Raw genomic sequence first — 16,148 nt, forward strand, 5'->3', positions numbered from 1 at the left:
ATGGCTGGAATGTTCTGGCAACTAACAGCAAAAAATTCTCAAGGACGGCTTTTTTATGGTACTCAGTCAATTGATTACATAGAACTTGAACAGGAAGTAAGCAGTGTCCAAAGTGTATTACCAATTGAGCGCGAATTAATCGCTCTTGTTGCAAATTCTTCTCTTAATTTTATAGTTTATTATTTAGCATTATTAAGAACGCAACATGCTATCCTTTTAATTGACCCATCATTAAGTGACACCGAAAAACACGTTTTATACGAACATTATCAAGTTAACTCTATAATTATAGAGCAAACTATTCAGCCATTTAGCAAGATAAAACATAAACTTGCAGCTGAACTCAGTGTGCTTTTATCTACCAGCGGTTCAACTGGTTCGCCAAAGCTGGTGAAGTTAAGTAAAGCAAATATTGCGGCTAATTGTGCTTCAATCTGTGAGTTTTTACCGATAAAAAGTAGCGATGTAACAATGACATTTTTGCCGCTTTCATATTCATTCGGGTTGTCTATTTTGCACAGTCACTTGGCGTGTGGCGCCTCGATAGTTATACAAAATGAGAGCCCAATGTCAGCAAGTTTTTGGCAGCAGTTCCAAAAATTTAAAGTAAATAGCTTTTACGGTGTGCCATTTAGTTTTCAATTGTTGGTGCGACTGGGTTTAGACAAACTACCTTTACAGCAAATTCGCTACATGGCGCAAGCTGGTGGAAAGCTGCTTGAGAAACAGTGGCAGGCCCTCGCTAATTTCACAGAGGCTACTGATGTCGAGTTTTATACTATGTATGGACAAACAGAAGCCACTGCACGAATTGCTTATTTGCCCGCCGAGAATTTTACTGAAAATATAGGGGTGATTGGCCAGGCGATCCCTAATACAACCCTGCATCTCATTGATGGAGTTGAGCAAGAAATTACTGCCTGTAATACGCCTGGAGAGTTGTGTGTGGTTGGCGATAACGTATTTGGTGGTTATGCCACCTCTGTGGCTGAACTGAATACATTTACGCAAAATTTACCCTTAAAAACAGGCGATATTGCACAGCGTATAGAGAATGGTTTTTATCAAATAGTAGGGCGCTCTAAACGTATTTGTAAACTTACGGGTAAGCGTATTAATCTTGATGAAGTACAAGCCTGGATCAGCACAGAGCTTGCATCAGAAGTTATTTGTACAGGAAGTGAAGATGCGTTTAATGTATATGTCACTGAACGTACGGATGTTGATGTAAAAAAAATGCTCGCCGACAAGCTCAAATGTCACAGTCGTTTAATTAGTGTCATTTACTTGCAAACTATCCCTAGGCTTAGCAACGGCAAGGTAGACTATCATGCACTTAACTGATGAACAGTTACTAGAATTACCCGTATATGGTTTAGCGAATAATGAAAAGCAAGCTTTTTTACATAGCCAACTTACCTTTTTAGATAGTCATCATAAGAAACATTGTGCGCCTTATCAGCGTTTGCAGCAATCATTTGCAGACACAATGCCATTAGCTGTACCATTATTTAAGCAATTTTTATTATCCAGCATAAATGCAGATCAACAACATCGTTTGTTAACTTCGTCGGGTACCAGCGGCGCGGTATCTAAGATATCATTAGATGCACAGACTGCGCAGTTACAAAGTAAAATTCTGACAAAAACATTGCAGCATTGGTTAGGTAAACAACGTTTACCTATGTTGATTATTGATGCGAAACAGACGATACGAAAAAAAACAACAATGTCAGCACGTGCAGCAGGCATACAAGGCATGTTGTTTTTTGGTCGTGATCCGCATTTTGCCCTAAATGATGATATGACTTTAAACATGCCTGTCATTGATGCTTTTTTTGAAAAGTACAGGGCAACGCCGGTGTTTATGTTTGGTTTTACTTTTATTGTTTGGCAGCAATTTATTCAGGCATTGACTAAATGCGATAAAAACATGAAATTTGAAAAAGGGGTCTTATTGCATGGTGGTGGCTGGAAAAAAATGCAACAACACGCAGTGAGCAATAAGGCATTTAAACAAGCCGTAGCTGAGCAACTAGGTGCTATTGATGTGCATGATTACTATGGCATGGTAGAGCAGACGGGCACAATTTACATTGAATGTGAGCATGGTTTTTTACATACACCAGCTTGGTCTGATATTAGTATTGTTGATGCAGCCACACAGCAGCCTTTACCTACTAATATGCAAGGGGTGATCCAAGTTGAGTCAGTGCTTGCTAAAAGCTACCCAGGACACCGTTTATTAACCGAGGATTTAGGCACTTTGCATGGTGAAGATAATTGCCAATGCGGGCGACTGGGTAAATACTTTACGGTACAAGGGCGGTTAGCTAAATCACAAGTTAGGGGCTGTAGTGACACCTTTATTTAAACATACCTCATTACAGCAATTGCAGGGGAATTTTACGCAGTTATCACCGCAGGCAGCGCCGTTTCAAGATGATACTGTTGCTGATATTGCTGCTTTCTCACAGTTCTTGTTGAAAAAGCAGCAATCGAATGCAATATCAGCACTGGGGTTTTGGTGTCGAAAGGCAAATATACTTGCTATGAAAAAACACTACATGGCGCTAAATCATAGTCAGCCAAGAGGATTGGTGTTTCATATTACTCCGGCTAATGTAGATACAGTGTATTTTTATAGTTTACTACTGAGTATGCTCTGCGGTAACTGTAATATTGTGAGGATCAGTGATCGCAGTGGCGAGCAAACTTATCAGTTGATAGCTTTACTGAATGAATTTTTATCCTTGCATCCATACTCGGTATTAAACTCATTGTGTGCCATTGTATCTTATCCAAGTAATTCGCAGGTTATCACCGAGCATTTTAGTGAGCATTGCGATATGCGGATCATCTGGGGTGGCGATGATGCAATAGAAAAAATCAATCAACAAGCCAATGTTCAACACCAAGTATGCTTCCCTGATCGATACTCGTTAGCTGTCATTCGTCTTTCGACAAATCTCGATGTTGACCTTGCTGTGACACGTTTTATTCGTGACTTTAATGCTTTCTCTCAACAAGCTTGTTCTTCACCCAAAGCTATCTTGTGGTATCAGACATCCTTAGAGTTACAGCAGTTATTTTGGCAGGCACTTCGCTTAGCTCTTAGTAAAGATGAATCACAGTTTAGCCAAACCGCAAAAGCCAATCGTTTATATCATTTACAGCAGTTAATTCTACTTGCGAATATTAATATACAAGCTATTGATAAATACTCTGAATTTATGCGTTGTGAATTACTGACATTTTTACCAGATATGCTATTACATCACCAAGGTGATGGTTTGATTTTGTCTTATCAACTGCAGCGTTTAGAATTAAATAAAACGGATAAATTACAAACTATTAGTTGTTTTGGATTAAACGCCAGTGAGCAAAATCAACTTGCCACAGCTGCAATCAGAACGATTGCTTTAGGGCAAGCGCTCACATTTGATCATTATTGGGATGGTGTGGATTTACTCGAAGAACTAAGTTGTTGATAAAGACTCTTAACTGTACTTTTAACCGTGCTAATTTCTTGCTCTGTAAGTGCAGGGTGTAAAGGTATAGTAATAGCTTGAGAATAGTATTTCATCGCATTTGGGAAGGTTGATTTAGCAAAGCCCAGCTGTTGATAGAAAGGCTGCAAAAAGATTGGAATATAGTGCAAATGAGCTTGTATGCCCTGAGCTCTAAGTTGTTTGATCATCATAGCTTGCAGCGCTTGATTGCTAAACTCTAAGCGCAAAATATACAAATGATAACTACTGTAACATTCTTCAGTGACTAACAGCGATTGCATGCTTTGCTCAGTAAAAAATACATCGAATTGTTTTGCAATTAGATTTCGTACCTTAACAAAGTTGTCGAGTTGATTTAGCTGGCTTAACCCAAGTGCGGCTTGTAATTCTGTCATTCGATAATTAAAGCCAAGTTCAATTTGTTGATAATACCAAGGTCCGTGGCTTGGTTCTGTCATTTCATCAGGATTATTAGTAATTCCATGACTGCGCAAGCGCTTCAACTTGTTATCGATTTCTTCGCTGTTGGATACTGCCATACCACCTTCAGCTGAGGTAATAATTTTAACTGGGTGAAAGCTAAATACAGTGATATCTGAGTAGTCGCAACAGCCAACAGGTTTATTGTGATATTTAGCACCAATAGCATGAGATGCGTCTTCAATTATTTTGAAGTTGTACTTTTTGGCTAGATTTGCAATGGCCTGCATATCACATGATTGACCCGCAAGGTGAACAGGAATTACAACTTTCGGTAAAGAGTTTGTTTTTTCTGCTTCGAATAATTTCTGCTCCAAAGCCAATGGAGACATATTCCCTGTTTCGAGGTCTATATCGACAAAATCTACTTTTGCCCCACAATACAAAGCACAATTAGCAGAGGCAACAAATGAAATTGGGGATGTCCAAACGGTGTCACCCTCGCCAACGCCTAACGCTAAGCAAGCAATATGCAATGCTGATGTAGCGCTATTGGTTGCACAGGCAAATTTTGCACCACAGTAATTAGCAGTTGCGTGCTCAAAAGCGGGTACTTTAGGGCCTTGTGTAAGCCAGTCAGATTTTAATACATTAACAACGGCATCTATATCATCTTGTGAAATACTTTGCTTACCGTAAGGAATTACTTTATTTTTCATAGCAGTATTTACAACAATGCTTGCACATTAAAGTCTTTTATTTCTTCAAGCGTCATATACTGTGGGTTGCTTAAAGAGTTATATTCAAAACCTTGTTTTACTTTTTTGCCTTTTTCACCCAATGCATTAACAGTGAAATCATTACTGCGGCTACTAAATTTAATTCCAGGAGCTATCAAAAAATGATCTTGATATTCATAAGTTTCAAAGCATAAATCTTGCGGACACATTACTTCATGAAGCTTTTCTCCAGGGCGAATACCAATAACTTTGATAGGTAAATCAGGAGCCATTGCTTTGGCTAAATCTGTAATACGGATTGAGGGGATTTTAGGAACAAAAATTTCACCACCAAGCATACGCTCAAAGTTTGTTAGAACAAAATCAACACCTTGCTGGAGGCTTATCCAAAAGCGGGTCATTTCTTCATGGGTAATAGGGATATGGTCGCGGCCTTGGTCAATAAATTTTTGGAAAATGGGCACTACTGAACCGCGTGAGCACACTACATTACCGTAACGAACAACTGAAAATGTGGTGCGATTACCACCGGCAATATTGTTAGCCGCAACAAAGAGTTTGTCAGATGCTAACTTAGTAGCACCATACAAATTAATAGGGTTTGCCGCTTTGTCAGTTGATAGTGCAATGACTTTTTCAACATTGTTGTCCAGTGCTGCATCAATCACGTTTTCTGCACCATTAATATTGGTTTTTATACATTCCATAGGGTTGTATTCAGCCGCAGGCACTTGCTTTAAAGCAGCTGCATGAATTACATAGTTAACCTCACGCATTGCACGCCGTAACCTGTCTTTATCGCGTACATCACCGATAAAATAGCGCATACAGGGTTGATCGAACTCCTGTTGCATTTCAAATTGCTTTAGTTCATCCCGAGAAAATATAATGATTTTTTTAGGGTTATATCGCTCAAGCAATGTCTTTACGTACTTTTTACCGAATGATCCGGTACCACCGGTGATTAAAATTGTTTTGTTATCGAACATAAGATTATCCAAGCTATTTATCATTGGCGTAGCTGTATATAAAATGAAGTACGCATTGTGAGAATTTTGACACAATTCTCAATACTTTACATACTTATTAAGTATGTTAGCAAGCTCGATGCCAAGTTAATTTAGCTTAAACATGGTACAAAGTGTAAAAATTGGCAAATTAAGCTATAATTTATACGATCAGTTTGTCGGAGGCTGCCATGAAAATTCAATCACCAAACACTAGTTTACTTAGTCAAAATCAACAAACGTCCAATAAGCTTGCTGAGCAACTTGCGACAGGTAAAAAAGTTAATTCTGCGGCGGATGATGCCGCAGCTTTGCAAATTATAGACCGTTTAACCTCACAACAAGATGGTTATGGCCAAGCTGTACGAAATGCTTACGATGGTATTTCATACTCTCAAGTCACTGATTCAAGTTTGTCCGGTGTCAATGATGCGGTATCACGTATCCGTGAGCTTTCTATTCAAGCGGGCAACGGAGCCCTTAATGATAGTGACCGTGCAGCATTGCAAGAAGAGGTAGTTCAGCTACAAAGTCAAATCACAGAGACGTTTGAAAACGCGTCTTTTGGCGGTAAGCCTTTATTTGATGGTCAGCCGGTGTCGTTTCAAGTAGGGCCTGATGCCAATACCACACAAACAACCACGCTTTCAGATGGTAGTTTTGCATCAGTAATCTCAACTATTAATATCTCTACGCAAGCGGGGGCACAAGCCGCAATTGATATTAGCGACCAAGCAGCGGAAGAAATTAACGCCCAACGTGCAGAGCTAGGGGCTTTTCAAAATACTTTAGCGAGTACTATTAAGGGGCTGGGTACTCAGAAAGAAAATATTGCAGCGAGCCAAAGCCGTATTGAAGATACTGATTATGCACAGGCAATATCTCAGCAAGCCTCTAATGATATTTTGTCTCAAGCATCCATTGCACTGCGCGGTCAAGCAAATCAATCTGCTGAGTCAATTTTAGGTTTATTATAATATCATGTAGACTTCTTTCTTAGTTATTAAAGCAGGAAGAAGTCTTTATGAAGGTTCGTTATATTTATAGTGCTTGTATAGAAATCGAGACAAAAGATATTAGGATACTAACAGATCCTTGGTTTACACCTGGAGCATATGATGGAGCTTGGCATCAGTTTCCTTTGATAGATAATCCACTTGAGATTATAAAGGAACCGGATGTTATTTATATTTCACATATTCACCCAGATCATTATGATCCGATTTTTTTGCATAAACTATTTGATAAATATGGCAAAAAACCAGTGATAATACCTGTTTTTGAAAATAATTATCTCTTATATAAAGCAAGGGCTGATGGGATTGAAGTAACCCCTATAGAGTATGGCTTATACGGAGATACGCATTTATATGTGGTGCCAAATATACACGGTTCTGCTTCAGATATAGACTCTGCTTTATTTGTAAGTTGTGATGGTGTAAATATTTTAAACTTGAATGACTGTATAGAATCAGCTAAGCATACAACAAGATTACATTCGATTATTTCAAGGCATTGCTCAGAATTAGATTTGTTAGCTTTAGGCTACACTGGAGCTGGACCTTACCCACAAACCTATTATGATTTTGCTGATCCTGAATTAGAATTTAAAGCAGAACAGAAAAAGCAACAATTCTTTAAACGTTACCTAGATTACACAAAGTTATTTCCTGCTAAAAATCATCTACCATTTGCTGGTAAATATTTGTTAGGTGGTAAATTAGCTAAATTGAATGATTTTAGAGGGGTTGCAGATGCATATGAAGTAAAAGCATTTGATCCTAAAGCTATTATTCTAGCTGATAAAGGTGAGGGCGAGATAGACTTACAAACTGGTGTGCTATCAAAGGAGAGAAAGCAGTGTTATTCGAAAGAAGATTATGAAGCGCGAAAGTTAGTACTTCAAGAAGAGTTACTCGATTATGAAAGTGAAATATGTATCTCATATGAGAAGATAAAATTCTCAAAACTTGTTCAGAGTAGTCTTGTTAACGCGCTTAGGAAGTCCGAAAATTTAGAAGATTATTATTTTGTTTTTAATATTATGATTGATGACAAAATAAGAGAAAAATTTGTTATTAATACTCGTAAATCAAGTGCCGCAATCTTGTTATCTCATTCTGACAATTTAATACCAAGAAGTGAATATTATGTAGACTACAGGCATTTTTTTGGTTGTTTAACCGGTGTTTATCATTGGAATAATGCTGAAGTTGCAAGCTTTTGTAATGTACGAAGAACCCCAAATATCCATAGTCCTAAAGCACAAGCATTTTTAAACTTTCTCTCGATTTGTTAACAGATAATTCTTAAGTATTACTTAAAGTTAATCTAATGGCAGTTTTTTGGCAATGATGTCAAAAAACTGTCGCTTAGTGCTTGCATCCCTCTCAAACTCGCTTACAATTTAAATACTAATAGCTTGTTGTAACTGTGGTTCGCTGACTAATGATCTTGATTCTAGATAATAATAATAATCGTGCGATTGGTTTACATGCTTCACTGACATTTATTGGTGAAGCTGTTTTAAGCCTTGACGAGCAAAATTTCGAACAAGAGTGCAATAACTATCAAAAACAAGAATGCATGGTTATCTTGGGAGCGTTACAAGAGTTTGATCATGAGAGCTTAATTAAGCGCTATCCTGCAGTTCCTTTTTTATTAATTGGCGAGACTTTAAAACCTTTACTGAGTATTGCCAATGTGGTTGGTTTGATTTCTGAGCCATTTAACCACGACGTCACCACGCAACTTTTGCATGATTGTCAGCAATATCAACGCATGTTGCCAAGCGATCATAAACACCCTAAACCACATAAATCATTTGATGGTTTAGTTGGTGAAACAGAAGCAGTTAAAGATGTCCGCTTTTTAATTGAGCAAGTAGCTAAAACTGACGCAAACGTGCTTATATTAGGTGAATCCGGCACAGGTAAAGAAGTGGTTGCTCGTAACGTACATTTATTGTCTAAACGTAATTCAGGGCCATTCGTGCCAGTAAACTGTGGAGCTATCCCTGGTGAGCTGCTAGAAAGTGAATTGTTTGGGCATGAAAAAGGCGCTTTTACAGGAGCTATTTCAGCCCGTAAAGGCCGTTTCGAACTTGCTCAAGGTGGTACGCTGTTTTTAGATGAAATCGGCGATATGCCATTGCAAATGCAGGTAAAACTTTTACGCGTATTACAAGAGCGCAGCTACGAACGTGTTGGTGGCACGAAAGCGATACAAGCTGATGTGCGTATTATTGCGGCGACTCACCGAAACCTTGAAGATATGATTGAGCAAGGCTCATTCCGCGAAGATTTATATTATCGCTTAAATGTTTTCCCTATTGAAAACCCATCTCTTTCACAGCGGGCTGATGACATACCGCTTTTATTAAAAGAATTAATGCGCCGTGTAAATGAGCAAAGTGGTACCACAGCTAAATTTACTGAGCGTGCCATTGAAAGCCTTAAAGAGCACGCATGGCCGGGTAATATCCGTGAGCTTGCAAATCTAGTCGAGCGTATGGTGATTATGTTTCCAGAGAAGGTCGTGGATGTGCCCGATCTTCCTGCAAAATATCGTTATATTGAAGTTGATGCCTATGAACCTCAATACCCTGAAGAACTGATGGAACGTGACGCGTTTAATGATATTTTTAGTACGGGCTTTAGTGATTACGATGAAGAGCCTGAGATTGAATTAGCTTCGTCTGATTCTGGGTTATTACCTGACGAAGGTATTGAATTAAAAGACTACTTAGCTGAGCTTGAAATAAGCCTTATTACTCAAGCACTAGAGCGTTATGATTACGTAGTTGCTCGCGCCGCTGAGATACTAGGGGTAAGACGCACAACCCTTGTTGAAAAAATGAAAAAATATAACCTATCACGAGATTAATTCGCGATAGGTTAAAATCTTTAACCTAGTACCTTTAGCCTAGTGCCTAACACCTACCCCTTAATATTTTTCAATAATCTCAGCTTTTCTAAAACAATCATTACTGTGATCGTTAACCATACCGCATGCCTGCATGTGCGCGTAAACCGTCGTTGGGCCTAAAAACTTAAAGCCTCGTTTTTTCAAATCTTTTGCGAAAGCTGTTGATGCTTCAGTTATGGCGGGATAATCACTTAATTCATTTAGATTACTAACTTGTGGCTTATTGCCGACAAACTGCCATTGGTAATTACTAAAACTACCAAACTCTTGTTGAATTTCTAAAAAGCGCTTTGCATTGTTGATTGTTGCACTGATTTTTAGCCGGTTACGCACAATACTCTCATCGAGCATTAAGCGCTCTATATCGGTTTCACTAAATGAGGCTACGGTTTTAACATCAAAATTTGCAAACGCGCGGCGATAGCCATCACGCTTTTTTAATATGGTGTACCAACTAAGCCCCGCTTGGGCTGATTCGAGCGTTATAAACTCAAATAACTTTTGGTCGTCATACAAAGGGACTCCCCATTCTTCATCGTGGTAGGTTACATAATCTTGTTTTGAAGTATCAAGCCATGGGCAGCGACACCGTACATTTTTAGTCATTGTGTGTTTTCCTTGTGTCAGTTTATTGTCGCCTTAATTTAAAGCTAAGTTCATGAATTTTAGTTAATATAATTTTGGTATAGATCGTGCATTTAACACCGTAGAGAACCTTTATGAGAGTTTACTATGGCACTTGCAAACGTGTTGAAACCACAATTTATCACAGCTAATCAATATAACCCATGTCTTCAACAAGAAGAGTATGTGGGAGAGCTTAGTGAGCTTCGTCAACAAGCGAGTTGGCTGAGCCATTTGGTTGATACCATGCCTGCTGGTGTTATAGTGCTCGATGGTCGTGGCATGATTGCTAAAGCTAATCAAATTGCAATTGATATGCTAGGTGAACCGCTCGAAGGCGAGAAATGGTTTAGTATTATCCAGCGCTCTTTTCGTCCTCAACAAGATGATGGCCATGAAGTTTCATTAAAAGATGGTCGATTAATCAAGTTAGATATTACGGCATTGGCACCAGAGCCTGGCCAGCTAATACTCATGACTGATTTAACCGAAACACGGCGCTTACAAACGCGTGTGGCTCACATGCAGCGCTTAAGTGCGTTAGGTAAAATGGTGGCTTCATTAGCACATCAAGTTCGCACCCCGTTATCTGCAGCTATGTTATACGCGGCTAATTTGGGCTCTAAACGTTTACCTGAGGCTTCACGTGGTAATTTTCATACAAAGTTAATGTCGCGCTTAAAAGATCTTGAAACGCAAGTGAATGACATGCTGCTGTTTGCAAAAAGTGGCGATCAACAAGTTGTCGAGCAAGTGTCTATGCAGCAGCTTCTTAGCGAAGTAAAAGCGGGTTCTGATGCGATGGTTGTACTTAATAATAGTGAGCTTGATGTCAATTTACCTGAGCCTGATATTACGATTATGGGCAATAAAACCGCGTTAGCCAGTGCGATACAAAACTTAATTCATAACAGTATTCAAGTTATTGGCTCAGGTGCCTTAGTGCGTGTAAATGCAATTAGAGATAGCCATTTAGACGACCATGTGCGTATTAGTGTGTGTGATAACGGCCCCGGAATAGATATGGCCCAAGCTGAAAAACTATTTGAACCGTTCTTTACCACTAAAAGCCAAGGCACGGGTCTTGGTTTAGCTGTAGTCAGCTCTGTAGCTAGTGCCCATCAGGGCAGGGTTGAAGTTGCCAATAAAACTCAAGGCGGAGCATGTTTTAGCATATTACTGCCTATTTGTACTGATTCTAAACCGGTGGAGGCATTATGAGTAATAACACTATTTTAGTTGTTGAGGATGACGCAGGTCTTCGTGAAGCATTAATCGATACTTTAGAAATGTCGGGCATTGCTTGTGTTGCGGCCGATAGTGCAGAGCAAGCTATGTTGCTGCTAAAAAAAGACAGTTTTTCTTTAGTGGTGAGTGACGTACAAATGGGCGCAATGAGCGGACTCGATTTATTACGTAGCATTAATTTAAATCACCCTGATTTACCTGTTTTAATGATGACAGCATATGCAACAATAGATGATGCCGTAGAAGCTATGCGCTTAGGTGCCATTGATTACATGGCAAAACCATTTGCACCTGAAGTACTATTAAATATGGTGAGTCGTTACTTGCCAGAGCCAGAAAAAGAAACTGACGGTCCCATTGTTGCAGACCCATCAAGTATTCAATTATTAGAGCTTGCCAGTAAAGTGGCAAAATCTGATGCCAGCGTCATGGTGTTAGGCCCAAGTGGTTCAGGTAAAGAGGTATTGGCTCGTTATATTCATGATAAATCAGAGCGTTCAAATGAACCATTTGTGGCAATTAACTGTGCTGCCATACCTGAAAATATGCTCGAAGCTACTTTATTTGGTTATGAAAAAGGCGCATTTACAGGGGCTATTCAGGCATGCCCAGGTAAGTTTGAACAAGCCCAAGGTGGTACCATACTATTAGATGAAATCACCGAGATGGACTTAAGTCTTCAAGCAAAGCTGCTACGTGTATTGCAAGAGCGTGAAGTAGAACGTTTAGGTGGGCGTAAAACAATTAAGCTTGATGTGCGAGTACTTGCAACTAGTAATAGAGATTTAAAAGATGCTGTAAGCGAGCATAAGTTTAGAGAAGATTTATATTACAGACTCAATGTATTTCCGTTAATGTGGCGACCATTATGTGAGCGTCCTGGTGACATTATAGTGTTAGCAAAGCATTTAATTGAACGTCATTTAACTAAAAGTAAAGAATCACTCGCGCAGCTTAGTGAAAAAGCACAACAAAAATTACTCTCTCATGCATGGCCGGGCAATGTGCGTGAGCTCGATAATGTGATTCAACGGGCGTTGATCTTACGCCAAGGTGAAGTCATCGATGAAAGTGCTATTTTCATTGAGAATTTAACTGCCACCCCGTTTGTAGGTAAACCAGCTACAACGAATGAAGCATACTATGATGCCGTTGCTCCAGCGATTGCTGCAAAAACTGAGTCGGTAGAGCCTGTGGGTGAGTTACCAAGCCTAGACTCTGGTACTTATAAAGATGAACTCAAAGACAAAGAGCATCGTATTATTTTGGAAACCCTTACCCGTTGCCAAGGTAAGCGTAAAGACGTAGCCGAAACTCTTGGCATAAGTCCTCGAACACTACGTTATAAATTAGCACAAATGCGCGACTTAGGAATTGCATTGCCAGCCTAACCCCTCAAAGAGCTTCACAACAATTATAACGCTCAGCGGTGCTGAGCGTTATAATGTCAAAACTCTGACATTGAAAATAAACGATAACCTATTGAATTTTATATTTTTATTTTCTGGCACGTTTTGTGCTTTATTAAGTTATTAGTAAAGTGCAACGTCAGAGATAATTATGAAAATTCAAAATAGCGCGTTATTCCAAGAAATGCAGTCTATGGCTCTAGAAGCAGGCCGTAGTAACACCAGCAATGTAATTCCAACGCAAGCACAACCCACTTCGTCTGCACAATTTGGTGACTTATTAACGAATGCACTCGATACAGTTAATAATCATCAGCAAGAAGCAAAACAAAAAGTAACCGCGCTTGAAATGGGCGACCGAAATGTCTCTCTTGCTGAAGTGATGATTGCATCACAAAAGTCATCGGTTGCTTTTGAGGCGACAGTGCAAGTGCGTAATAAGCTTGTTGAGTCTTACAAAGAAATCATGAACATGCCTGTTTAATTAGGTAGTGGAGAATTATTGTGGCGCAATCTAATCAATCAACAGACCTTGCATTAGCAGGTGGCGGTATCGACCAAAGCGATAACGACGATCAACAAGAGCAAAAGTCAGGTTATTTAAGTGCATTAAATGGTGTTGATGTACTGCGCCAAGTCACTTTGATCATCGCCCTTGCTATTTGCTTAGCTATCGCAATTTTTGTGATTATTTGGGCTCGTCAGCCAGATATGCGTCCGCTAGGTAAAATGCCCACGGAAGAATTAATCCAAACTCTGGATTTTTTAGATGCACAAAAAATTGAATATGAACTAGATGGCAATGTCATCTCAGTTGCAGAAGGTGAGTACCAGAATATAAAACTGCTAATGACCCGTGAAGGGTTAGACCAAGCACCCAGTTCTGGCACTGATATTATAATGCAAGACATGGGTTTTGGTGTGAGTCAACGCTTAGAGCGTGAGCGCTTAAAGCATGGCCGTGAACAGCAGTTAGCACGTACTATCGAAGAATTAAAAAATGTTACACGTGCTAAGGTATTACTCGCCATTCCAAAAGAAAATGTATTTGCTCGTCGTGAAAAAGAGCCCTCAGCTACCGTGGTTTTAACACTAAAACGTGGAAGAATGCTGGATAGTGAAGAAGTTGATTCTATTGTTGATATTATCGCATCAGCGGTACAAGGGCTTTCACCAGCGCGAGTAACGGTAACGGATCAAAATGGTCGCTTACTAAATTCAGGCTCACAAAGTTCGTTAGCAGCACGTTCACGTAAAGAATACGATATTGAACGCAAGCGTGAACAAGAGTATCTACAAAAAATCGACAGTATTTTAATGCCAGTTGTGGGTATGGGTAACTATACTGCACAAGTTGATTTAAGTATGGATTTTAGTGCAGTCGAAGAAACACAAAAACGTTATAACCCAGACTTACCAGCAGTACGCAGCGAAACAACCTTTGAAGAAAATAACATTGGTGGCCTTGCGGTAGGTATCCCTGGTGCATTGACCAACCAGCCACCAGTCAACTCTGATATTCCAGAAATAGCAGGGCAAGGGGGCGCGGGTACGGCCACATCCCCGAGCCGAAGTCATAAAGAAGCAACTCGTAACTATGAGCTTGATACTACAATTTCACATAAGCGTCAGCAAACCGGTGTAATACGTCGAATTAGTGTATCAGTTGCAGTGGATTACTTACCCACAGTGGGCGAAAACGGTGAAACGACTATGGTGCCGCGTTCAGTTGAAGCGTTGTCAAATATCCGTCGTTTATTACAAGGTGGTGTTGGTTTTGATTTACAACGTGGTGATGCATTAGAAGTTGTCACTGTCCCATTTGTTCGTGAACAACTCGATGTTCTTGAAGAAGTACCGCTTTGGGAGCAAAGCTGGTTTATGAAGGTTGTGCGATTAGTCTTAGGTGCTTTAGTAATTATAGTGCTAATTATGGCCGTGGTTAAACCTATGCTGAAACGCTTAATTTACCCAGATGACACGCTTGAAGAATATGATGATGATGCATTAAGCTCAGGTGTTGATATTGGCGATAATACGCTAGATATGCTAAATAAAGACTTTGATTCTGCTTCGGTTGGCTTCTCAAGTGATGGTACACTACAGTTACCAGACTTACATGGCGACGAAGACTTACTTAAAGCTGTTCGTGCCCTTGTAGCAAATGAACCAGAACTATCCTCACAGGTTGTGAAAGCGTGGTTAAGCGAAGATGACTGATCAAGATTTAGAACAAAAACAACTACCCGCTGCATTTGATGTTGATAAACTAGATGGTGTAGACAAAGCGGCCATCTTACTGTTGAGCTTATCGGAAGAAGATGCAGCGCAAATACTTAAGCACTTAGAGCCGAAGCAAGTGCAAAAAGTAGGTATGGCAATGGCGGCAATAGATGATTTGTCGCAGGCTAAAATAAGCGCTGTACACAACTTGTTTATTGAACAAATACAGAGCTTCAGTACTATTGGCTTCCAATCAGAAGACTTCATCAAAAAAGCACTTACTGCTGCATTAGGTGAAGACAAAGCCGCCAGTTTAATAGACCAAATAGTCATGGGTTCAGGCGCGAAAGGCTTGGATTCATTAAAGTGGATGGACTCAAAACAAGTAGCTAATATTATTCGTAATGAGCATCCGCAAATTCAAACCATTGTTCTGTCATACTTGGAACCAGAGCAATCTGCTGAAATCTTAGCGCAATTTCCAGAAAAAGTGCGCTTAGATTTAACCATGCGTATTGCTAACCTTGAAGAAGTTCAACCTGCAGCACTGCAAGAACTTAACGAGATCATGGAAAAACAATTCGCAGGTCAAGCCGGTGCACAAGCTGCGAAAATGGGCGGCCTGAAAGCTGCTGCTGATATAATGAACTATCTAGATACCAATGTTGAAGGTCAACTCATGGACTCTATCCGTGAGCATGACGAAGAAATGTCACAACAAATTCAAGATTTAATGTTTGTATTTGAAAACTTAATGGATGTTGAAGATAGAGGCATACAAGCTATCTTACGTGAAGTACAACAAGATGTACTGATGAAAGCGATTAAAGGCACTGATGAAGCATTAAAAGATAAAATATTGGGTAATATGTCAAAACGTGCTGCCGACATGCTCGCGGATGACTTAGAAGCGATGGCGCCAGTGCGGATCAGTGAAGTAGAAGCTGCACAAAAAGAAATACTATCAACAGCTCGCCGTTTAGCTGATTCAGGTGAAATTATGCTTGGTGGCGGCGGTGGCGAGGAGTTCTTGTAAAC

The 16,148-nt window shown here is 39.8% G+C and carries 14 protein-coding genes; 11 read left to right on the forward strand and 3 right to left on the reverse strand.

Going from position 1 to position 16,148, the window contains the following annotated elements; translation table 11 throughout:
- From AAEU30_RS05320 to AAEU30_RS05330, 3 genes are read left to right on the forward strand one after another with little or no spacing between them, the layout of a single operon-like run.
- A complete protein-coding gene (locus tag AAEU30_RS05320) occupies window positions 1-1,344 on the forward strand; it encodes an AMP-binding protein (RefSeq protein WP_421959640.1) in 1,344 nt (447 codons plus the stop codon).
- Window positions 1,331-2,374 (forward strand): LuxE/PaaK family acyltransferase, encoded by a 1,044-nt coding sequence (locus AAEU30_RS05325; protein WP_421959641.1) that lies wholly within the window; start codon window positions 1,331-1,333, stop codon window positions 2,372-2,374. Before AAEU30_RS05320 ends, AAEU30_RS05325 begins: the two co-directional genes overlap by 14 nt.
- Entirely contained in the window at window positions 2,358-3,491 is a 1,134-nt protein-coding gene (locus tag AAEU30_RS05330; protein WP_421959642.1) for an aldehyde dehydrogenase family protein, read from the forward strand. Before AAEU30_RS05325 ends, AAEU30_RS05330 begins: the two co-directional genes overlap by 17 nt.
- On the opposite strand, the gene pseC is transcribed toward AAEU30_RS05330, so the two are convergent.
- Both pseC and pseB read right to left on the reverse strand, forming a co-directional pair.
- On the reverse strand, window positions 3,449-4,651 hold the full coding sequence (pseC, locus tag AAEU30_RS05335; protein ID WP_421959643.1) for a UDP-4-amino-4,6-dideoxy-N-acetyl-beta-L-altrosamine transaminase: 1,203 nt from the start codon (window positions 4,649-4,651) through the stop codon (window positions 3,449-3,451). The two genes, AAEU30_RS05330 and pseC, sit on opposite strands and share 43 nt — an antisense overlap.
- Before the next feature lie 8 nt (window positions 4,652-4,659).
- Complete coding sequence (pseB, locus tag AAEU30_RS05340) at window positions 4,660-5,661, reverse strand: UDP-N-acetylglucosamine 4,6-dehydratase (inverting) (protein ID WP_087530891.1); 1,002 nt, start codon at window positions 5,659-5,661, stop codon at window positions 4,660-4,662.
- A gap of 209 nt (window positions 5,662-5,870) precedes the next feature.
- On the opposite strand from pseB, the gene AAEU30_RS05345 reads away from it, so the two are divergent.
- The 3 genes from AAEU30_RS05345 to AAEU30_RS05355 all read left to right on the forward strand — a co-directional run bounded on the left by AAEU30_RS05345 (window position 5,871) and on the right by AAEU30_RS05355 (window position 9,564).
- Window positions 5,871-6,656, forward strand: coding sequence for a flagellin N-terminal helical domain-containing protein (locus AAEU30_RS05345; protein ID WP_421959644.1), 786 nt, complete (start codon window positions 5,871-5,873; stop codon window positions 6,654-6,656).
- A gap of 47 nt (window positions 6,657-6,703) precedes the next feature.
- Window positions 6,704-7,978: an MBL fold metallo-hydrolase gene (locus AAEU30_RS05350; RefSeq protein WP_421959645.1), complete on the forward strand. Its 1,275-nt coding sequence runs from the start codon at window positions 6,704-6,706 to the stop codon at window positions 7,976-7,978.
- A gap of 149 nt (window positions 7,979-8,127) precedes the next feature.
- A complete protein-coding gene (locus AAEU30_RS05355; RefSeq protein WP_421959646.1) occupies window positions 8,128-9,564 on the forward strand; it encodes a sigma-54 dependent transcriptional regulator in 1,437 nt (478 codons plus the stop codon).
- A gap of 60 nt (window positions 9,565-9,624) precedes the next feature.
- On the opposite strand, the gene AAEU30_RS05360 is transcribed toward AAEU30_RS05355, so the two are convergent.
- Complete coding sequence (locus AAEU30_RS05360) at window positions 9,625-10,212, reverse strand: DNA-3-methyladenine glycosylase I (protein ID WP_421959647.1); 588 nt, start codon at window positions 10,210-10,212, stop codon at window positions 9,625-9,627.
- A gap of 126 nt (window positions 10,213-10,338) precedes the next feature.
- On the opposite strand from AAEU30_RS05360, the gene AAEU30_RS05365 reads away from it, so the two are divergent.
- The 5 genes from AAEU30_RS05365 to fliG all read left to right on the forward strand — a co-directional run bounded on the left by AAEU30_RS05365 (window position 10,339) and on the right by fliG (window position 16,146).
- Window positions 10,339-11,451, forward strand: coding sequence for a sensor histidine kinase (locus AAEU30_RS05365; RefSeq protein ID WP_421959648.1), 1,113 nt, complete (start codon window positions 10,339-10,341; stop codon window positions 11,449-11,451).
- Window positions 11,448-12,869 (forward strand): sigma-54-dependent transcriptional regulator, encoded by a 1,422-nt coding sequence (locus AAEU30_RS05370; protein ID WP_421959649.1) that lies wholly within the window; start codon window positions 11,448-11,450, stop codon window positions 12,867-12,869. The genes AAEU30_RS05365 and AAEU30_RS05370 overlap by 4 nt, the downstream gene beginning before the upstream one ends.
- Window positions 12,870-13,038: 169 nt before the next feature.
- Window positions 13,039-13,371, forward strand: a complete 333-nt coding sequence (fliE, locus tag AAEU30_RS05375) for a flagellar hook-basal body complex protein FliE (protein WP_087530884.1) — start codon at window positions 13,039-13,041, stop codon at window positions 13,369-13,371.
- Between the two features lie 20 nt (window positions 13,372-13,391).
- Entirely contained in the window at window positions 13,392-15,107 is a 1,716-nt protein-coding gene (gene fliF / locus AAEU30_RS05380; RefSeq protein WP_421959650.1) for a flagellar basal-body MS-ring/collar protein FliF, read from the forward strand.
- Entirely contained in the window at window positions 15,100-16,146 is a 1,047-nt protein-coding gene (gene fliG, locus AAEU30_RS05385; RefSeq protein ID WP_087530882.1) for a flagellar motor switch protein FliG, read from the forward strand. Before fliF ends, fliG begins: the two co-directional genes overlap by 8 nt.
- The last annotated feature ends 2 nt before the right edge of the window (window positions 16,147-16,148 follow it).

It is taken from the genome of Pseudoalteromonas mucoides, from assembly GCF_049257175.1.
Taxonomy (GTDB): Bacteria; Pseudomonadota; Gammaproteobacteria; order Enterobacterales; family Alteromonadaceae; genus Pseudoalteromonas.